At 69.4% G+C, this 17,763-nt stretch carries 21 protein-coding genes; 8 read left to right on the top strand and 13 right to left on the bottom strand.

Annotated features, from left to right (window positions below; translation table 11 throughout):
* Position 1 precedes the first annotated feature (1 nt).
* From ACFYOY_RS03965 to ACFYOY_RS03930, 8 genes are all read right to left on the bottom strand, one after another.
* Positions 2-2,359 carry a hypothetical protein gene (locus tag ACFYOY_RS03965; RefSeq protein ID WP_388584660.1) on the bottom strand — a complete coding sequence of 786 codons (2,358 nt, stop codon included), beginning with the start codon at positions 2,357-2,359 and terminating at the stop codon, positions 2-4.
* A gap of 77 nt (positions 2,360-2,436) precedes the next feature.
* Entirely contained in the window at positions 2,437-4,116 is a 1,680-nt protein-coding gene (locus ACFYOY_RS03960) for a hypothetical protein (protein ID WP_351882032.1), read from the bottom strand.
* Between the two features lie 75 nt (positions 4,117-4,191).
* Positions 4,192-4,395, bottom strand: coding sequence for a hypothetical protein (locus tag ACFYOY_RS03955; RefSeq protein ID WP_351882030.1), 204 nt, complete (start codon positions 4,393-4,395; stop codon positions 4,192-4,194).
* A gap of 57 nt (positions 4,396-4,452) precedes the next feature.
* A complete protein-coding gene (locus ACFYOY_RS03950; protein ID WP_351882028.1) occupies positions 4,453-4,704 on the bottom strand; it encodes a hypothetical protein in 252 nt (83 codons plus the stop codon).
* Positions 4,705-4,935: 231 nt separating this feature from the next.
* On the bottom strand, positions 4,936-6,021 hold the full coding sequence (locus ACFYOY_RS03945; protein ID WP_351882026.1) for a hypothetical protein: 1,086 nt from the start codon (positions 6,019-6,021) through the stop codon (positions 4,936-4,938).
* Positions 6,022-6,061: 40 nt separating this feature from the next.
* On the bottom strand, positions 6,062-6,439 hold the full coding sequence (locus ACFYOY_RS03940) for an RRQRL motif-containing zinc-binding protein (RefSeq protein ID WP_388584655.1): 378 nt from the start codon (positions 6,437-6,439) through the stop codon (positions 6,062-6,064).
* Entirely contained in the window at positions 6,439-6,768 is a 330-nt protein-coding gene (locus tag ACFYOY_RS03935) for a hypothetical protein (protein WP_351882022.1), read from the bottom strand. Before ACFYOY_RS03935 ends, ACFYOY_RS03940 begins: the two co-directional genes overlap by 1 nt.
* On the bottom strand, positions 6,765-7,058 hold the full coding sequence (locus ACFYOY_RS03930; RefSeq protein ID WP_351882020.1) for a hypothetical protein: 294 nt from the start codon (positions 7,056-7,058) through the stop codon (positions 6,765-6,767). Before ACFYOY_RS03930 ends, ACFYOY_RS03935 begins: the two co-directional genes overlap by 4 nt.
* 623 nt (positions 7,059-7,681) lie before the next feature.
* Between ACFYOY_RS03930 and ACFYOY_RS03925 the strand changes: the two genes are divergently transcribed.
* Positions 7,682-8,452 carry a helix-turn-helix transcriptional regulator gene (locus ACFYOY_RS03925; protein WP_351882018.1) on the top strand — a complete coding sequence of 257 codons (771 nt, stop codon included), beginning with the start codon at positions 7,682-7,684 and terminating at the stop codon, positions 8,450-8,452.
* The gene (locus tag ACFYOY_RS03920) at positions 8,449-8,922 is read left to right on the top strand and encodes an NUDIX hydrolase (protein WP_388584651.1); all 474 of its coding nucleotides are present in this window, start codon (positions 8,449-8,451) and stop codon (positions 8,920-8,922) included. The genes ACFYOY_RS03925 and ACFYOY_RS03920 overlap by 4 nt, the downstream gene beginning before the upstream one ends.
* On the opposite strand, the gene ACFYOY_RS03915 is transcribed toward ACFYOY_RS03920, so the two are convergent.
* On the bottom strand, positions 8,910-9,479 hold the full coding sequence (locus tag ACFYOY_RS03915; protein WP_351882014.1) for an HD domain-containing protein: 570 nt from the start codon (positions 9,477-9,479) through the stop codon (positions 8,910-8,912). The genes ACFYOY_RS03920 and ACFYOY_RS03915 overlap by 13 nt on opposite strands.
* Before the next feature lie 11 nt (positions 9,480-9,490).
* Entirely contained in the window at positions 9,491-9,937 is a 447-nt protein-coding gene (locus ACFYOY_RS03910) for a GntR family transcriptional regulator (RefSeq protein WP_351882012.1), read from the bottom strand.
* Positions 9,938-10,452: 515 nt separating this feature from the next.
* Between ACFYOY_RS03910 and ACFYOY_RS03905 the strand changes: the two genes are divergently transcribed.
* From ACFYOY_RS03905 to ACFYOY_RS03895, 3 genes are all read left to right on the top strand, one after another.
* The gene (locus ACFYOY_RS03905; RefSeq protein ID WP_388585276.1) at positions 10,453-11,376 is read left to right on the top strand and encodes an alpha/beta fold hydrolase; all 924 of its coding nucleotides are present in this window, start codon (positions 10,453-10,455) and stop codon (positions 11,374-11,376) included.
* Positions 11,377-11,454: 78 nt separating this feature from the next.
* On the top strand, positions 11,455-12,639 hold the full coding sequence (locus tag ACFYOY_RS03900) for a sensor histidine kinase (protein WP_388584648.1): 1,185 nt from the start codon (positions 11,455-11,457) through the stop codon (positions 12,637-12,639).
* Positions 12,636-13,295, top strand: coding sequence for a response regulator transcription factor (locus tag ACFYOY_RS03895; RefSeq protein ID WP_351882010.1), 660 nt, complete (start codon positions 12,636-12,638; stop codon positions 13,293-13,295). Before ACFYOY_RS03900 ends, ACFYOY_RS03895 begins: the two co-directional genes overlap by 4 nt.
* Before the next feature lie 82 nt (positions 13,296-13,377).
* Here the strand turns inward: ACFYOY_RS03895 and ACFYOY_RS03890 are convergent, their stop codons facing one another.
* On the bottom strand, positions 13,378-14,055 hold the full coding sequence (locus ACFYOY_RS03890; RefSeq protein ID WP_388584643.1) for a DUF4232 domain-containing protein: 678 nt from the start codon (positions 14,053-14,055) through the stop codon (positions 13,378-13,380).
* Positions 14,056-14,178: 123 nt separating this feature from the next.
* Positions 14,179-14,592, bottom strand: a complete 414-nt coding sequence (locus ACFYOY_RS03885; protein ID WP_388584640.1) for an ArsR/SmtB family transcription factor — start codon at positions 14,590-14,592, stop codon at positions 14,179-14,181.
* 121 nt (positions 14,593-14,713) lie between these two features.
* On the opposite strand from ACFYOY_RS03885, the gene ACFYOY_RS03880 reads away from it, so the two are divergent.
* Together ACFYOY_RS03880 and ACFYOY_RS03875 are read left to right on the top strand one after the other, a co-directional pair.
* On the top strand, positions 14,714-15,913 hold the full coding sequence (locus ACFYOY_RS03880; RefSeq protein ID WP_388585273.1) for an MFS transporter: 1,200 nt from the start codon (positions 14,714-14,716) through the stop codon (positions 15,911-15,913).
* A gap of 170 nt (positions 15,914-16,083) precedes the next feature.
* Complete coding sequence (locus ACFYOY_RS03875; protein ID WP_351882004.1) at positions 16,084-16,908, top strand: RNA polymerase sigma factor SigF; 825 nt, start codon at positions 16,084-16,086, stop codon at positions 16,906-16,908.
* Between the two features lie 157 nt (positions 16,909-17,065).
* Here ACFYOY_RS03875 and ACFYOY_RS03870 read toward each other — a convergent pair whose 3' ends face one another.
* Positions 17,066-17,233: a hydrophobic protein gene (locus tag ACFYOY_RS03870; RefSeq protein WP_351882002.1), complete on the bottom strand. Its 168-nt coding sequence runs from the start codon at positions 17,231-17,233 to the stop codon at positions 17,066-17,068.
* 165 nt (positions 17,234-17,398) lie between these two features.
* On the opposite strand from ACFYOY_RS03870, the gene ACFYOY_RS03865 reads away from it, so the two are divergent.
* A complete protein-coding gene (locus ACFYOY_RS03865; protein ID WP_351882000.1) occupies positions 17,399-17,755 on the top strand; it encodes a PRC-barrel domain-containing protein in 357 nt (118 codons plus the stop codon).
* Positions 17,756-17,763: the final 8 nt, after the last annotated feature.

Below are 17,763 nucleotides of genomic sequence, written 5' to 3'. Positions count from 1 at the left end.
GTTACCGTGCGTTGCGGTAGCGGTGGATGGCTTCGGCGAGGGTTTCGGCGAGGTAGCCGGTGCGCGGTTCGCTCTTGCCGACGCGGACGGTGCCTTTGCCGGGCCGTTCGACGCCGACCGCGCGCAGGATGCGGCCCAGCTCGGTGCCCAGTTCGGTGGAGCCGAGGCCGAGTTGCTCGGCGAGGTCGGCGGTGTGCATCCGCCCACCCGCGGCCGTCACCGCGTCATACGCGCGCTGAAGCAGCGGCGGTACGCGCTCGGACTTGTCACCATCGGTGGTGTCGCTGGTCTCGGGGGGTTCGGTGCGGCTGTAGGAGAGGTTGAGGCCCCGCGGCCGTTCCCGGTCCGTGCGGTCGGAGGGGCGGGTGCGGTCGGGTTCCTCGGTGGTGCCGTAGGTCTGATCGATCTGGGCGAGGAACCGGGCAGCGAGTTCATCCGGGTCTTCCCCCTGTCCCTGGCGCTGGTAGGACAGGTTCAGCGACCTGTGCCGACGCCCGCTGTCGTCACCGGCCGCCGGGGGTTCGGGCTTGTCCAGGACAGCGGTCGCTGTTCCGGCCGCGCCGGGCGCCTGGCCGTCGTCGGTCTCGCCGGTCCTGACGGCCTCGGCCGCTGTGGCGAGCCAGCCTGCCCGCGCCGGGCTCCACCGCTCGCGGTAGTCCGCCCCGGCCGCTTCCACCGAGACCTGATCCAGGGTGGGGCGGCGGTCGTTGGTGGCGAGCACCACGCGGCGCACCATGGACGGGAGAGATTTCCAGCCTTTGAACTCGGTGGGGGCGAAGCCGTTGGCGCCGCTGTCGCCGATGATGCCGGCGCCCTTCTCATTGAGCTGGTTGCTGTCGATGCGGACCTTGGGGAAGAGCTTGCCCACGTTGTGGCCGGAGTTCTCGCCGGAGGTCAGCGCGAGGGACAGCGGGGAGAACCGCTTGACCACAGTGTCTCCGATCGTGTTGAGGTTGCCGTCCACAGCGGTGAGGACCTTCCGGATGCCCATCGCGCGGGTGGTGCGCATGACTTCCTTGATGAGTTCGGCCAGCTCCCGCTTTTCCGGCTCGCGCCGGTTGTTGGCGTGCGCCAGAGCCTCGGCACCCTCATCGATGACGATCTCGATCTGCGGAAGGTCGGGCGAGATGGGCAGCAGGGTGGTGTCCTGCTGCCGCATCAGCTTCTGGTACCGCAGTTGGCGCGCTTTGTTGATGCGCAGTGCGGCCTTGAGCATCCGGATCGCTTCCTTGGGCGTGGCCGCGAGCCAGTCCACCCCCGGCCGGGTACCGGCCGGGGCCGGGTTGCCCGGGTCGTCCGGCTCGATGAGCCCCTGAGCCTCCAGCCACGGTGTCACCCAGGGGATGCCGATGGCGCCCTGCTTGAGGTCGATGACCCAGGTCAGGACGTCGGTGCAGCGGGCGAATCCGGCGAGGATGACGTCCATGAACGTCGACTTGCCCGACCCGGGCGGGCCGAGCAGCAGCGCGCACGCCTCCCGCAGGAAGACCCGGATCTCCTCCCCGTTCGGGCGCAGGCACCAGGGAATGCCGGTGAGGATCGACAGAGGGCTGTAGTCGTCGGGGTAGAGCTTCTCCTCCCGCATGATGTTCTTCGTCATCACGTCGAAGACGACCAGCCCTTGTGCGGCGCCTTCCTCGACGTGGACGGTGCAGCCCAGCGGCAGGCGGGCGTCGGCGGCCAGGGCGCGGGAGCGGGAGCTGATGCGGTCCCAAGTCGCCCCGCCGCCGGGCAGCTCGGCCTCGACGGAGTATCCGGCGCCGGTCTCCCAGAACTCCACCGCCACGACCTTGACGTCCACGCCACAGACTCGCTTGGTGCGGTCCTGCCACTCGGTGGCGATCGTGCGGCGGCGGCCGTCCATCTCAGCGGCAGCAGCCCGCGCTTCGGCGGTGAACCGCTCTTCCTCGGCGGCTTCTTCCCAGGCGGCGGTGTGGGAGGCGGCTGCCCCGATGCCGACCCCGAGGGCGGTTAGCGTTCCGGCTGCCGCCCATGACAGCGGTCCGTGGGTCATGGCCCAGGTGATCCAGCCTCCGGCCACCAGCCAGGATGCGGCGCGGGCGACGGCGGTGCGGAGGGTGAGTTTGCGGCGGACGCTGTGGCCGATGCCGTGCCCCACGGCTCCGGCGGCGCCGATCAGCAGCGGCCAGCCCTCGGGCATGCCGGTAGCGGTGCCCAGCAGCGCGGCCGCCGCCGCGCCCGTGGTCGCGGACAGGGCGCCGGTGATGGGCCCGTGGGCGCGGGCCCAGTCCAGCGGCGGCAACGTGCTGCTGGCGCCCGGGGTTTTGGTCTTCTTGGTGCTGTTGAGGTTGAGTTCCTTGGGGGTACGGCGTTCTCGGCGCATCGTCTTCTCTGTCACCTGGGGACTCCAGACGGGGAAAAGGGGCCGGGCCCGCACACCGGTTGGTGTGCGGGCCCGGACGGGAGTGGCGGGGGCTACTGGTTGTTGGTGGTGTCCCAGCCCTCTTCGGCGTTGTTGCGGGGCTCCTCGTGGCGCCGGATGTCCTGCTCGTGGACCGTTCGGAAGGTGCTGAACGCGTCCTCGGCCTCATCGATGGCCAGTTGCAGCGCCTCGTAGATCGCGTCCAGGGACGCGCCGACTTCTGGCTCCAGCGGGAATTCCTCGTCCGACTTCTGGGCGAGGATCGCGAAGGTGTTGGCCACGCTCGCCAGCGCTTCGGGGAAGCCCTTGATGGTGTCGTGGACGTGCATCATCCCGTCCGGGTCGTAGTTCTTCGCCGCGGCTTCCATCTCGGATGCCGACTCGTTGAACAGGAAGCCGGGCCCGGCCGTGGTGGACATGGTGGTGGAACCTCCTGTGCTGGTGCCTGCGTAGGCGTGATGGCTGCGGGGAGCGCGCCGGACCCTGGAGCCGATCGGCTCCTCGTCCTCGTCGGCGACGGCGTTTTCGAGCGTGGTCTTGTGCTCGGCGCGGATGGTGATGTCGCGGTCTTCCCTGGCCCGCCTCGCTGCTGCGGCCAGCCGGGCGTAGACGCGCTGGCCGGGCCACATCAGCCAGCGCCAGCGCAGCCGGACCCCGATGGGGTGGGTGATCATCCCGATGGCGAAGAACGGCACGCTGATCGCGGCGGCCACGATCTTGCGGCCGTAGCAGCGCAGTGCCGAGGCGGTCAGCCGCCGCCACAACCGCCACCGGGCCCACGCCCGTTTCCGCAGCTCCCGCATCCCGGCCAGCCGCCGCGCGGTGCGCTCGTCCTTGGCCGCGCGGGCCCTGGAGCGCATCCGGCGCATGGCCTGCCGCATCCGCTCCCGAGCCGAACCCAACAGGCCCCTGATGCCCCTGCCCCGGGCGCGCCGGTCGCGACCGCCACCCGTCCCGGACTTCGGGGACTTGGACAACTTCAGCCCCTTGCCTCCCGGCCTCATACGGCCGCTGGAGGAGGGACCCTTGCCTTTGGCGGCCCGCTGATCGGCTTTCCGGGCGGCCTTGGCCGCGCGCCGGGCGTCGCTCAGGTTCCGCCGGTCAGCGGTGTCCTGACGGCGCCGCTCCCCACGTGTGGGGACAGCCGCCTGACGGTCCGCACGGGCCGCCTTGACCGCGCCGAACGCGCCCTTGACGCCCCCGGAGGTGCGGCCAGCTTCCGCCGCACGGAGCTTGGCCGCCTGACCTGACGCGCGCAGCGACCGGGCCCCACTCCGGCCCGCTCCACTCGGAGCCGTATAGGTGCCGTTGCCTCGGCCTCGGGGGCCGCCTCCGGCTCGGCCAGTACCGGCATGGCCCGCGCTGGAGCCGTGCCCGGCACGGCGGCCGGTCTCCCCGCCCCCGAGGCGCTTGTCAGCCCGGTTGGCGTTCTGCTTGGCCGCCGACCGGCGGCGCACTGCCGCGGCACCGGCCGCGGTCGCGGCGATTCCGGCGGCCGCCAGGCCCGTGATGGGGGCTCCGGCGGTGAGGACGGAGGCGGATACGGCGGCAACGGTGCTGTTGGCGCCGATGACCGTCAGCGGAACAGCAGGAAGGCCACCCGGCGTATGCACCGGCCGCACACCCGGACCATCCGGCTCGGCCGCCGGGGCGTGGTCGGGTGCGGGAGGTGCGTCGGGGATCTCTTCGTCATCGGTCGCGGTCTCGTCGGCGGTCAGGATGGTGTCGGACACTGGTCACACTCCTTTCCAGGAGCAAGGAGGACGGCCCCGGCCGGGCCTGGACAGCGGGCCGGGGCCGCCCGTGCGTCACTTGGAGTCGTTGAGGTAGCCCGCCAGGGCCAACAGCGCCGTCGCCAGCTGCGTTTCGGCGGCCAGCGTGGCGGGGTCGTGGCTCTGGTGAGCGATCTGCGCGTTCTGGATGTGGTCGTACGCCTGAGCGGCCAACTCATCGGGCCGTAGACGCTTCAGCTCACGGACGGAGGTACGGCCGGAGAACAGCCGAGCAATCACCGTGGGGTCCTTCCTGACATCAGGGCTGATGGGCGGGGATCGGTCCGTATTTGCTGCTCAGAGCTGGTTGGGCTCCAGCGAGAAGAACATGACGTTGGCGTTCGCAAGCTCCGGGTTCGCGCGGGTGACCTGCTCGCGCAGTGCCTCGTAGATGTCGGCCCGGGTGGTGCCGGGGCGAGGCGTGATGGTGTTGGTGAACGTCGCGCTGATGAAGCCGCCACCGTGCGGCTTCTGGAGGGTCAGGACGAAGTGGTGCGAGCCCTGCTGCTGAGCGGCCGGGCTGGTGGTCTGCTGGGTCTGGGTGGTCACTGCGGATCTCTCCCTGTCGCATCGGGTTGATCGGGCGGCGCGCGGCGTCTTGGTGGGCCGCGTCCGTGTGGGAGATCAGCGCGCCGGGTCTGCTCTCCGGGTCTGCGAAGGTGCCGCTCGCCGGGGCTCACCGGGTCTGCTTCACTGGTGCGGTCGACTGCTTCCGGCAGTCGCAACGAGGGCCAGCCCAATTGGCGTGGGCTGGTCCTCATTGGTGGTGCCGGACACTGGTCAGGCGTCGGTTTCCTCGTGGGACATCAGCGATCCCCACGCCTGGCGCACCCGCTTCTCCCCGCCGACGTATCCGGCCTCGCGGAAGGCGGCCACGGCCTGGCGGTAGGACAGCGGCGGGTCGTCGGTGTAGCGCAGGTGCCGCAGGACGACCACGAGCTGTGCATCGCTCAGCGGCTCGCCCGCGACGGGCGTAGGCACACCGGCGACGGCCGCGATTTCCTCCAGCGTCACGGGGAGTTCCGCCGAGGGCGTCACGGGCGTGACGCCCTGCGACGGTACGGTCTCCGATTCGGGCGTGACCTGCGTGTCTTCCTCCGTCACGGGCGGCGTGACGCCCGTCGCGAGGGGTGTGACGCCCTCCTCATCTGCGCCCTCGACAGCGAGCGGGGCCGGGGCGTCCGTGACGCCGTGAGCAGAGGGCGTGACGGGCGTGACGGGCAGGGCGAACATGCCCGCAAGAGCCGCGTCCGCGCCGTCCGTCAGCCGCCCGCGCTGAATATCGACCAGGTTCGCCCCGAGCAGGGCATCCCCCGCACCGACCTTCTTCGCCAGCTTCCACGACTCCAGCTCCGAGCCGTTGCGCGCCTTCTCCTCGGGGTGGTTGGCGGCGCGGGCTCGGTGGTAGGCCAGCCGCTGCATCACGGCAGCGTTCCGGCGCTGCGCTTCGGCGTCCACACCGGTGCGGTAGACCACGATGCGGCGGGCCAGCAGGCCCATGCCCTCAGCCGAGACGCACATGGCCATGGGCGTGACGGCGAACACCACCGCCTCCGTCACGGTCTTCGCGACCGCGGCGCCGGTCAGGGAGGCCACCGCGGGCAGCGTCCACAGCCCGATCCGCACGGCCGCCGGAGCCGACTGCCCCAGCATGGTCAGACCCACCAGGACCAGGGCCAGAACGAGGGTCGCGCCTTCACCGGCCGCAACCACGCCCAGCGCGGTGGCCGACCGGTGGAAGACGGATGTGATGTTGCTGTAGGTGCCGACCGCGCCCAGACCGCCGAAGGCGACCATGGGCACCGCGGCGGCGACCAGGACGATCGTCTGTCCCCTGCTCAGGGACTTTTCCGGGGGGTGGTTCATCACTTCTCCTTCTCGCGAGCGACTCCCTGGCCGGTGCTGGTCAGGGGGCTGTCTGGTCGTCGGGGTAGGCGCAGGGGACACAGACCCCGAGGGATGCGGGGATGACGTATCCGGCGTCGGATCGGCATTGCGGGCAGGTGCGGCGCGCTCGCATCGCGCACGCCAGAGCCCGGCGCTTCGCGGGTGTCATCGGCCGCACCTGCTTGGCCTTGTCGAGGCGGTAGAGGTAGGCGACCAGCGGCCCGCGCCGGTAGCGCGGCCGGAGGAGCTGGGCTGCGACCGGCTGACCGCCGGGGCGCAGGCCACGGGCCCGTAACTGCCGTCTGGTTGCCAGCCCGTCCGGCGCACAGTGCCATGGGTAGGTGGGGATGCCGTGCCGGGCGCCGGTCGGGTCGAAGCACTTGCCCAGCACCGCCATCAGGCTGCCGTCCCGACCGGCACCGTGGCGGGTATATCGCCGTAACCGGTCAGCTCCAGCACGGCGCCCGCGTAGTCGCTGGACGCCTTCAGCACGCGGGTACGGCCGTCGCCCTGCTCGCGGTAGACCACGTGGTCCGGGTTGATGCCCAGCGTGTCCCGCCACGTCTCGAAGTTGGCCAGGGCATCGTGGAACCTCAGCTCCAGCCGGTCCGGGTAGATGGTGGACACGTAGATCTCCGGTGCGGGCAGGTGACCGTAGTCCGTGGCCAGCAGGCGCAGCACGCGCAGCGGCACGGCCAGGTTGTCCAGCGTCAGCCCCTCATTCATGCCGCGACCCCCGGGCGTGCCGGACGGCGGCGGGCGGGGCGGACCAGCGGAACTACGTTGAACAGGTCCGGGCAGTCCTCAACGGCCCGCGCGGCCAGGCGAACCAGGTCGGCGGCCAGGTCGCTGTACTCCGGGTCGGCGAGAATGTCGCGCGCCGCGTCCAGACGAGCCGCGCGCTCCTCATCCGTCTCGCCCTCGACCCCGAGCCACAGCTCAACAGGGGTGCCCAGCGCCAACTCCGCGAACTCCGCTGCGGTGACGGCTTCACGGCCAGCAACGATGCACTTCATAGGACGTCTCTCCTCACAGTGGAACGGCCCGAACAGCGCCCCGGGAGCTCCCGGGGCGCGGCCGTTGTCGTCGGCGTCTCGTGCAGTACGAGCGCTCACGGCCACCCGGCACCCCACGCCGCGTACGGCACGGGTGTCGGGGACCGTGAGCACTGGTGCTCAACGCGGGCTCGTACGGCCCGCGGAAGGTTCTGCGGTGTCGGATCAAGCAATGCCAGTCACCGCCCCGAAAGGCGGATCCGGGCAGGTCACCCGGCCCGACATGGGCGGTCGGGGTGGTGACCCGCACCCATCGACCACACGTGTGCATGTGGCTGGGTCGGCACTCTGTGGAGTTCTGAAGGAACGAGCGCTTCCTTCACCCCTGGTGAGGGGCTTCCGGGCGCACGCATGTGCTGTCACGCACCGCCAAAGCGAGACATGTATTACATAGCCCTCACCGTGACAGATCCGGTCCGCGCCGTCAACCGTTGAGGTTTTGGGGAGTTGGTGCCGGGGCTGCGATCAGCGACATGACCAGCCTGGCCGTGAAGTACCGGACGTTGGACCCCGCACGTGTACGACTTGCGATCGACTCGCTACAGTCGAAGTCGTCCCAGGACGTCCCGTGTGGGGGAGGACGAGTGGCAAACGAACGACTTCGCGGCGCCATCGTGGAAAGCAGCTTGACGCTGGAGCAGGTCGCGGAACGGCTCGGCGTGTCCCCGAAGACCGTTGAGCGCTGGATCTCCGAGCCGAGCCGAAAGCCCTACCGGCGGTTCCAGTACGCCGTGGCATCGATGCTCAGGCGGGAGGTGTCCTACCTGTGGCCGGACGAACGGACTTCCGAGGAGGTGACCGCCTCCAGCGACTCGGAACTGGTGAAGCTGTACCCCCACCGCTCCGTCGTTCCGCAAGACGCGTGGATCAAGCTGTACGCCAACGCCACGACCCACTTTGACGTGCTCGTCTACTCCGGCTTCTGGCTTACGGAAGATCCGCGGTTCCACCGGCTCGTACGCGAGAAGTCGGCCGATGGTGTGCCAGTGCGCTTCATGTTGGGTGATCCCGACAGCGCGGCTGTCGCCGTCCGCGGGCAAGACGAAGGCATCGGGTCGGCCATGGCAGCCAAGATCCGTAATGCCCTCATGAACTACGCGCCGCTCTTCCGGCTTCCCGGGGTGGAGTTCAGGCTCCACGACACGACGCTCTACAACTCCATCTACCGGGCAGACAACGAACTGCTGGCGAACGGCCACCTCTACGGCGTAGGTGCGTACTTAGCGCCGGTGCTGCACCTACAGCGCGTCCCCGGGGGTGAGCTGTTCGACATCTACGCGGACAGCGCGGACCGGGTCTGGGAAGGCGCTCGCCGGATCACTTCTCCCACCGATCACGGAGGCAGTACCGCATGAGCCGCATTGATTACTACCGCGACCCCAACGCCCCCATCGCTAACTCGGTTGTCCCGTCCGTCACCGCAGTGGTCAGAGACGAGCAGGGGCACGTGTTGCTCATCCACAAGACCGATAACGATCTCTGGGCACTGCCCGGCGGCGGCCACGACGTGGGGGAGAGCATCGCGGAGACGGTTGTGCGCGAGGTCCAGGAGGAGACGGGGGTTTCAGTCGTCGTGGAGAGCATCGTGGGGCTCTACACCGACCCGCAGCACGTCATGGCGTACGACGACGGGGAGGTGCGTCAACAGTTCTCCATCTGCTTCCACGCCCGGCCGGTCGGGGGAGAACTCCGCACCAGCTCCGAATCGAAAGAGGTCCGCTGGGTCTCCCCAGCGGACCTCGATGAACTGGACATCCACCCATCCATGCGACTCCGGATCACGCACGGTTTGGACGAGTCGCGCACAGCCCCTTACGTCGGCTGATCTGCTGCCTTAGCAGTGGCGAGCTGGTTCTCGACGCGCCCCACAGCGGCGTGGATCTCCGGGGCGGCGCGCTGGATGAACCGTCCCACGATCGTCTCAGGGCCGTACCGCTCGACGATTTCCGCCAGCCGGTCCCGAGAGGTGGTGCACCCTCCGTCGGGGGTGGTCGTCATGTCGCAGAAGATCAGGGCGTCCACCAGCTCGGGACGCTCCAGCTCGAATTCCGTCTCCAGGTCCTCGCGCAGTCCTCGTTCCTCGGCCTCCAGGAGGGCACAGGAGTGGTGCGCGACGAGACGGACGACGCGCTCATCCATGGCTTCCTGGTGACGCAGGAAGCGGGCGCCATCAAGCGGGTGGAAACCAGTGGAGGCGATCTGGGGCGAGTAGCCGATGTCGTGCAGCACCGCTGATGCCTCCATCAGCTCGGCGTCCTTCCCAAGGATCGGCCGGAGGGAGCGGGCACGCTCGGCGACTCCGAGCGAGTGTGACCAGCGTCCCGGCAGCGGCTCGGACAGCAGCGACTCAGCGAGGCTGTAAGCCCGCTTGGTGAGATCCATGTCGGCCAAGGTTACGACCCCCCATTTCCTGTCGGGAGTGCTCGCACTTCCCGCCTGCGGTTTGCCCCCATCGCAATGAGTCCCTGTCCCTCTAGTTGGGCAATCGCCGACCGCACGGCCGTACGAGACACCCCGAACGTCTCGCACAGCTCCTTCTCCGACGGGAAGGGCGAGCCGACCATGATGTCGCCGCTACGGAGGAGGTCGGTCACCTTCTCGACCAAGGGGCGCCGGTCGCCGGTGCCTGCCACGTACCAGCCCGCCCCCTGGACGGACTCGATGACGCCCTCATTCTTGAGGACCTTGAGAGCGCGGGCGATCGTACTGCGGCCGACGCCGTACGTGTTCCTCAGCTCGGCCTCGGACGGCAGTGCTTCGCTGATCTTGCCCTTCTCGATCTTCTGACGCAGAGACTCCGAGATCTGCAAGTACGTACCTCGCGGACTGGCCTGGGGCACGTGGCCTCTCCTTCGTCTGGCTGCTCGGGGCTACCCCCTGGGGACTGTCCCCCCAGCTTCGCACGTCGGGGCGGTCTCAGTTCCGGTCTCGTTTGCGGCTCATTCTGTGATCGTCCGGGACCGTCCACAGACGTCCGTCACGTCATCTGACCTGTTGCGATGTGGTGCAGACGGACACCACTGGACTACCTCGGACGAAGATCGGACAACTCGTAATGCGTAGGTCAAGGGTTCGATTCCCTTAGGCGGCTCATTTGAGGCCCAGGTCACATTTTCTGTGACCTGGGCCTTTCTCGTTTGGCGCAGATGCCGTGACCTGGCTCGCGCCGGGCCTTGTGGGGCTGTCCCCCGTGCGAGCTACGCGTAGGTGCCCACCGTGTGGTGACGATTCCGGGGGGCCGGATCCGTAGCGTTCGAGATCGCCGCGGCGCTTTGGCTGCGGATGTGGCGGCGCATTGCACACCGCCACGGAAGAGCAGCCTTTTCGGCGTCAATTCTCTTACTGGGGAGCAAACATGGTCCGCAATGGTCGGCTATCTGCTGTGATCGCGCTGTCGTGTGCCGTGGCATGTGTGGGGCTTGTCGGCTGTGAGGACTCCACGAAGGCGGATGCGGACTCGTCCGGCGGCGGGAGTTCCACGGCTGCTCCGGAGAAGGCGGCTGATGAGGGCTTGCTCACCGGTACCAAGAAGATCGAGGTCGGCGGGCGGTTGGTGAATGTGTCCTGTGCGGGTACGTCGGCGGACGGCAGGCCGGTCATCGTGCTTTTGGCCGGGGGTGGCGACGGGCTGGAGAAGATGGCCGGTGTTCAGAAGACCCTGAGTGAGAAGAATCGGGTCTGTGCCTATGACCGGCTCGGCGAAGGGGCCAGTGACGAGCCCGATGGGCCTCAGACCCTCGACAGCACGGGGAAGGTTCTGACCGCGGTGCTCGATCGTGTCGCCGGTGACCGTCCGGTCGTGCTGGCGGGGCATTCGCTGGGCGGGCTGATTGCCGCCCGGTATGCCCCCGAGCATCAGGACAGGGTCAAGGGGTTGGTCTTGATGGACGCCACCTCACCGACCCAGACCGCCGATCTCAACAAGGGAATTCCTGAATCCGCCACCGGCCCGGCGGTCGCATTGCGTGAGCAGACCCTCGCGATCCTTCACGGAGGGGAGCCGGAGATGCTCACGGTGCCGGACGGGAAGGTCCGTTCCGCCGGGGACATCCCGGTGGAGGTGATCCACCACGGGAAGCAATACCTCGCGGCGGTGCCCGAATACGGGCCGGGCCTGGAGCGGGCGTGGACCAACGGTCAGCGCAAGTGGCTCGCGGTCTCCAGCCGCAGCAGGCTGAGCACCGCCAAGAACAGCGAGCACTACATCTACGTCGACCAGCCTGACGTTGCCGTCCGGGCGGTCGGGCGCGTCATCTCTCAGGCCGCGGACCGCGCGTAGGACGCGCGTTGGAGATCTCCCTGCGCAGCGTTCCCTCGTCCGCGGCGCTTTGGCTGTGGAGGGACGAAGGAGTCGATGATGAGACCGGTGCCGGTGATGGCTGTTCGGCGGGTGCCGGAGTTGTGGCGCCGGTTCGACGTCACGGTCCGGGATCTGCCGCTCGGGCTGCTGATCCTCGCCGGGGCGCTGGTGCCGGCGTTCCACAACCACGGGACGCAGCTCGGTGGTCTGCCGGCCCGCCCCTTCGACGTGCTGGCCATACTGGCAGTTGCCCTCCAGTGCCTTCCGCTCGCCGTGCGGCGGCGGTGGCCGGTCGTCTGTCTCGCCCTGGTGTCGGTCGGCTTCGCCGTCGACCAGCTCCGCGGCTACCACTCGTTCGCGGGCACCGCGGTGCCCGTCGCGCTGCTGAGCGTGGGGTCCCATCTGGAACGGCACCGGCGCGCCACCGCGCTCCTCTTCTCCGCGGCGTATGTGCCGCTGGCGGTCGCGCTCTACCGGCTCGGTTCGGGCGCCGAATCGCCGGGTGAGTTCCTGATGTACTACCTGGCGCTGGCCCTCCCGTGGGGCATGGGGTCGTGGCTGCGCTCCACCCGGGTCGCGGAGGCCGAACGCCGCCGCCGGGTCGCCGAGCACACCCGCACCGCCGAACGCACCCGCATCGCCCGCGAGCTCCACGACGTCGTGACCCACCATGTGACCGCGATGGTCGTGCAGGCCGAGGCGGCACGCTATCTGACGGCCGCGCCCGACCGGCTCGATCAGGCCCTGACCGCCGTCACCGACACCGGCCGACGGGCCATCACCGATCTGCGGCACCTGCTCGATCTGCTCAACCCCGACTACGGCACCGAGGCCAGGACGCCAGCCGTCGGCAGGCTTCTCACGCTCGTGGAGCAGACCCGGCGAGCCGGGCAGCCGGTGGAGTTCACCGAGGAGGGCACGCCGGCGGAGTCGACCGGCAGCGCCGACTTCGTGGCCTACCGGGTGGTGCAGGAGGCCCTGACGAATGCCCTCAAGTACGCTCACGGCAGCCACACCTCGGTCCAGGTGCACCACGGCGCAAGGGAGATCACCGTGGAGGTCAGCACGGACGGTTCCGGTTCGCGGGCCGGGTCCCCTGCCGGGTCGCCCGGCGGGAGCGGGCGGGGCCTGGCGGGGCTGCGCGAACGGGTCGACGTCCTGGGCGGCGACTTCAGCGCGGGCGTGCGGACGGGCGGCGGCTTCGTCGTGCGGGCACGCATACCCGCGAGGAGTCCGTCATGACTGACCCGATCCGGGTCCTGGTCTGCGACGACCAGGTGCTGGTCCGCACCGGGCTGGTGACGATCATCGACGCTCAGCCCGACCTCGAAGTGGTGGGTGAGTGCGGGGACGGGCAGACCGCGGTCGGGCTCGCCGGCCGGCTGCGCCCGGAGGTCGTGGTGATGGACGTACGCATGCCGGTGCTCGACGGCATCGAGGCCACCCGCCTGCTGGCCGGTGCCGGGGTGCCGCATCCTGTCAAGGTGCTCGTGGTGACCACGTTCAACCTGGACGAGTACGTCTACGAGGCGCTGCGCGCGGGGGCGAGCGGCTTTCTGCTCAAGGACGCGCCGCCGTCCCAACTGCTCCACGGCATCCGGACCGTGGCCACCGGTGCGGCACTGCTGGACCCCGAGGTGACGCGGCGGCTCGTGGGCACGTACGCCGCCCGCATCCGGCCCGCCGAGGGGCCCCCGCGCGATATCCCGCTGACCCCTCGCGAACTGGAGGTCCTCCGCCTCATCGCGAACGGCCTCTCCAACAGCGAAATCGCCGTGACCCTCGTGATCAGCCAGGAGACCGTCAAGACCTTCGTGTCACGCATCCTCGCCAAGCTCGGCCTCCGCGACCGCGTCCAGGCGGTCGTCTACGCCTACCGCCAGGGTCTGGTGACCTGACGCGCCGCGCGTGGCCGGGGCGCGCGGAACCCCAGCTCGGACCGGGTCCGAGCTGGGGTTCTCGATGTCGTCAGCCGTGTTGTCAGCTGTTGATGGGGGGCTTGGAGGACCAGGCCGTCAGCGACAGGGTGCCGTTGTCGAGGTCCTCACCGAAGGCGACGGTGCTGTGGGAGTTGCTGCCCGTCGGGGAGATCTGCAGGTACTTCGCGTGGGCGGTCGAGGCACCGGTGGTGGTCCACACCAGGTCGGCCCAGGCGCTCTTGCCCGGTCCGAGGGTGATCGGGTGGGAGCCCGGGTCGGTGGCGAAGTAGGTGCTGCCGTGGCGGGCGGTGGTCTTGATGGCGGTGTGTCCGGCGCCCTCCAGGGCCAACCCGGCGTAGCCGCTGATCACGCAGGTCTCCTCGCGGGTGTTCTTCACCCGCAGGAAGGTACCCCGGTGGTTCATCCCCGCCTGGGAGGTACCGGCCGAGTCCAGGGTCGCCCGCAGCGTCCCCGGCTGGCATTCGGCGGTCGCCTGCGCCTTGTCGGACCCCGAGCCCAGGGCCGTTGCCTGCTTGCCCGTCTGGCCCGCCTGGTTGTGGATAGAGGTGTCGGACTGCGACGACTTCGCGGAGGACGACGCGTGGGAGGAGGAGTCCCCCTTGGCGTCGGACGATGAGTCGTTGCTCCCGCAGGCGGTGAGGGCGACGGCCGAGGCGGCGGCGATCAGCGCGGCCACACCGGCCTTGCGGACTCGGCGGTTGAGAATGTGGTGCGACATGACGACCCCCATGGGCTTCCGGATTGTGCGGTTCCTGCTCACGCACCATCCATGGTGTCGGCTGCCGCTGGCGTTCTCTTAACGACCGCTGCCGAGTCGCTAACGTCCGGCTAACGCCCGCCGTCACCGCTCGGCGGGGGTCCAGTCGGCCACGAGGTCCAGAAGACCGGGGAAGCGGGCGTTGAGGTCGGCGATCCGGACGTGGCTGCGGCGCTCCAGGCCGTATTGGCGCTGGCGGGTGATGCCTGCCTCGCGGAGGGCCTTGAAGTGGTGGGTGAGCGAGGACTTGGGGCGGTCCAGGCCGAACCAGCCGCAGGTGTGATCGAACCGCTCCGATTCGAGGAGGAGTTTGCGCACGATGCGGAGGCGGAGGGGGTCGCTCAGTGCACCCAGGACCGTTTCCAGTCGGATCTCCTCCACGGCCGGCTCCGGGAGCGGGGGCGGGAGGTCGGGGGGTTCGGGGAGCACCTTGATGGCGGTTCGGGCGCCTTGGGGTGATTGTGCCGTGTGGGTGGTCTGGGTGGTCCGGGTGGTCATCGGCAGGGTCCTCGTCGCGCGGCTCGCTGTACGAGTCCAATCGTACTGCATGCTAAGTTCGACTTAAGTCGTACTGAGGTCGTCGGGAGGAGCTGTCGTGACGGGGAGTCGGACCGTGGCGGTGCCGGGTGCGCGGGAGGCATATGAGGAGAGTGAGGAGGGAGCGGCCGCGACCCGGTGGGTGTGGACGGCCGCATGGCCGGTCACCGCCGTGTTCGTCCTCTCGAACGCGGCGACGCCGCTGTATGTGCGGTGGCAGCACGAGATCGGTTTCTCCAAGGGCACCCTGACGGTGATCTTCGCCTGCTACATCGTCGGGCTGCTCGGTTCGCTGCTGGTCTCGGGCGTGGTGTCGGACCGGGTGGGACGGAAGCCCGTGCTGCTGCCCGCGCTCGGGCTCGCGATGGCGGCATGCGCGATCTTCGCGAGCGCGTCGGCCGTGGCGGCGCTGATCGTGGCGCGGCTGTTCAGCGGGATCGCGGTGGGTGCCGTCGTCTCCGCCGGGATGGCGGCGGTGACCGATGTGGCCGGGCCGGGGCGACGGCGGCTGGCGGCGCTGCTGGCCTCGTGCGCGATGGTGTTCGGGGCCGGGCTGGGGCCGTTGCTCGCCGGGGTGCTGGGCAAGGGGGTGTTCGTCCTGGAGGCGGTGCTGCTGGCGGCGGCGGTCGTGGCCGTGGTGCGGATGCCGGTGCGGCGTCCCGTCGCGCCCGCGAAGGGGGCGTGGGTGCGGATGCCCGGGGTGCCGCGGGGGAGCGGCGGGCAACTCCTCATGGGCATCGCCGTCTTCGCGCCCGGCATCACCGCCACCTCCTTCGTGCTGTCCCTCGGGCCGTCGCTGCTCTCGGGGCTGCTGGACACCACCAGCCCGGTGGTCGCGGGGGCCATGGCCTTCGTGATGTTCCTCACCGCGACCGGTGCGCAGTTCGCGGTCCAGCGGCTGGACCGGCGGACGATCCTCATCGCCGGTGCCGTCAGTACGACGATCGGCATGGCCGCGCTCATCGCCGCCGTCCGCGCCTCCTCCGTACCGCTGCTCGTCGCCGCCGCGCTGCTGGCCGGGGCGGGGCAGGGGATGGGACAGCTCGGTGGGCTGTCGCTGCTCAACTCCGGTGTTCCGGCGAGCCGTCTGGCGGAGGCCAACGCGGCGCTCAACGTCGGGGGCTATGTGCCCGCGGGCGTGCTGCCGGTAACGGCGGGTTACCTCAGCGATGCGGCGGGGCTGACGACGGGGGCGACCGTCTTCGGGGCTGTGCTCATGGCGTTGGCCCTCGTCGGGGGGCTGGTGGTGCTCGCCGGTCCGCCAGCCGCCCGTAGGAAATAGGCATAGGGGCATGGAGGATGGGTAGGCGGGTCCCCAATCAGCCCATACACGCAGCCGATACAGGGAGTGCGACGGTGAACGACACGGCACCCGTGACAATGTCGACACTGACGGCAGCCGAAGCTGAGCAAGCACATGGTGTTCAGGTACGCGACATTGCACTGGATGGAATGGAGAACGCCGGACCGTCCGATCTGCCCACGGTGGACGATCCGGCAAAGGTGGCGCCCAAGGACGCGCGGGTGCTGACCAAGACGTTCCTGGACCGGCTGACGGAGCTGGAGGAGGGGACGCACGAGTACCAGTACGTGCGGAACACCCTCATCGAGCTCAACCTGTCGCTGGTCCGGTACGCCGCCCGGCGGTTCCACAACCGCTCGGTGGAGATGGAGGACATCGTCCAGGTCGGCACCATCGGGCTGATCAAGGCGATCGACCGGTTCGACCTGAGCCGCGAGGTCGAGTTCACCACCTTCGCCGTTCCTTACATCGTGGGCGAGATCAAGCGGTTCTTCCGCGACACCAGCTGGGCGGTGCATGTTCCCCGCCGTCTGCAGGAGTTGCGGATCGACCTCGCCAAGGCGAACGAGGAGCTGTTCCAGCGGCTGGACCGGTCGCCCACCACGGCCGAGCTCGCGGAGCATCTGCAGCTGAGCGAGGACGAGGTCGTCGACGGACTGGTGGCCAGCAACGGCTATCTCACCACCTCGCTGGACGCGCCCGCAGAGCAGGAGAGCGGGGCCACGCGGGTGACCACGTATGCGGACCGGTTCGGCGACGTCGACCCGGCCATGGAGGCCGTGGAGAATCTGCACGCGCTCAAGCCGCTGGTGGAAGAGCTCGGTGAGCGGGACCGCCGCATTCTGCAGCTGCGGTTCGGCGAGGAGTTGACCCAATCGGAGATCGGCGCCGAACTCGGCGTCTCCCAGATGCATGTCTCCCGGCTGCTCAGCCGCGCGCTGGGCCGGCTGCGGCGCGGAATGCTCGCCGACTAGGCACGCCATGCTTGTCGCGTACGTGTAGCGGATTCCGCCCATCGCCGCACGGGCCTTCACCACAGAACGCGGGAACACAGACCGAAGGGGCCCGGCCGGAGATTCCTCCGGCCGGGCCCCTTCGGTCTGTGTCGGGTTTATCCGCACGGTCTTCGGGCTACCAGCGGTACCACCGTCCACGTCGTCCGCCGACCGTCGGCCGGGCGACGAACCCGATCAGCCAGACGGCGAGCACGATGACCGCGACCCACCACAGAGCCTTCAAGGCGAATCCGGCACCGAAGAGAAGCAGTGCGAGAAGAAGAACGACCAGCAGGGGAACCATGATTACCAACCTCCTCGACGCCGCGAGTACCCCATCGGGTTTCCGGCACACCTGATTAATTCATGCTGTTTCGAACACTCCCGTTACCCCTGGTGGATGGATGGCGTGGCGTCTCACGGTGAGCGGAGGCAGGCTGGAGGGGCAGAGGTCAGAGGGTGATACGTCATGATCCAGCCAGCCGATATCCGTGAGTGGCGTGACCAGGATGTCGTCGATGAGCAGGGCCGCAAGATCGGGGTGCTCGAGGCGATCTACGTGGCCACCGCCACCGATGAACCCGCCATGGCCACGGTCCGCACCGGACTGCCCACCCGCCACCGACTGGTGTTCGTCCCGGTGGACGACGCGGTGGTGGGGCCGGGCTATGTGAAGGTCTCCTACACACGGTCGCTGGTGAAGAAGGCCCCCTCGCTCGGCATCGACGATGTGCTGCCCGCGGAAGAGGAGGGGGCGATCTTCCAGCACTACGGGAAGACGTACCAGTCGGGTCCGGGCGGCGGGCGGCAGCTCGCACGCCGCTGATGGTCGAG

The organism is Streptomyces sp. NPDC007875 (assembly GCF_042868035.1).
Classification (GTDB): domain Bacteria; phylum Actinomycetota; class Actinomycetes; order Streptomycetales; family Streptomycetaceae; genus Streptomyces; species Streptomyces antimycoticus.
This window is presented reverse-complemented; position numbering and strand designations above follow the sequence as displayed.

Excerpts from the sequence above, each read along its gene's own strand:
- ACFYOY_RS03870 (WP_351882002.1), bottom strand. The coding sequence starts at position 17,233 with ATGGTTCCCCTGCTGGTCGTTCTTCTTCTCGCACTGCTTCTCTTCGGT.
- ACFYOY_RS03900 (WP_388584648.1), top strand. The coding sequence starts at position 11,455 with ATGAGACCGGTGCCGGTGATGGCTGTTCGGCGGGTGCCGGAGTTGTGG.
- ACFYOY_RS03890 (WP_388584643.1), bottom strand. The coding sequence starts at position 14,055 with ATGTCGCACCACATTCTCAACCGCCGAGTCCGCAAGGCCGGTGTGGCC.
- ACFYOY_RS03905 (WP_388585276.1), top strand. The coding sequence starts at position 10,453 with ATGGTCCGCAATGGTCGGCTATCTGCTGTGATCGCGCTGTCGTGTGCC.
- ACFYOY_RS03940 (WP_388584655.1), bottom strand. The coding sequence starts at position 6,439 with ATGGCGGTGCTGGGCAAGTGCTTCGACCCGACCGGCGCCCGGCACGGC.
- ACFYOY_RS03915 (WP_351882014.1), bottom strand. The coding sequence starts at position 9,479 with ATGGATCTCACCAAGCGGGCTTACAGCCTCGCTGAGTCGCTGCTGTCC.
- ACFYOY_RS03945 (WP_351882026.1), bottom strand. The coding sequence starts at position 6,021 with ATGAACCACCCCCCGGAAAAGTCCCTGAGCAGGGGACAGACGATCGTC.
- ACFYOY_RS03930 (WP_351882020.1), bottom strand. The coding sequence starts at position 7,058 with ATGAAGTGCATCGTTGCTGGCCGTGAAGCCGTCACCGCAGCGGAGTTC.
- ACFYOY_RS03885 (WP_388584640.1), bottom strand. The coding sequence starts at position 14,592 with ATGACCACCCGGACCACCCAGACCACCCACACGGCACAATCACCCCAA.
- ACFYOY_RS03920 (WP_388584651.1), top strand. The coding sequence starts at position 8,449 with ATGAGCCGCATTGATTACTACCGCGACCCCAACGCCCCCATCGCTAAC.
- ACFYOY_RS03935 (WP_351882022.1), bottom strand. The coding sequence starts at position 6,768 with ATGAATGAGGGGCTGACGCTGGACAACCTGGCCGTGCCGCTGCGCGTG.
- ACFYOY_RS03895 (WP_351882010.1), top strand. The coding sequence starts at position 12,636 with ATGACTGACCCGATCCGGGTCCTGGTCTGCGACGACCAGGTGCTGGTC.
- ACFYOY_RS03875 (WP_351882004.1), top strand. The coding sequence starts at position 16,084 with ATGGAGAACGCCGGACCGTCCGATCTGCCCACGGTGGACGATCCGGCA.
- ACFYOY_RS03865 (WP_351882000.1), top strand. The coding sequence starts at position 17,399 with ATGATCCAGCCAGCCGATATCCGTGAGTGGCGTGACCAGGATGTCGTC.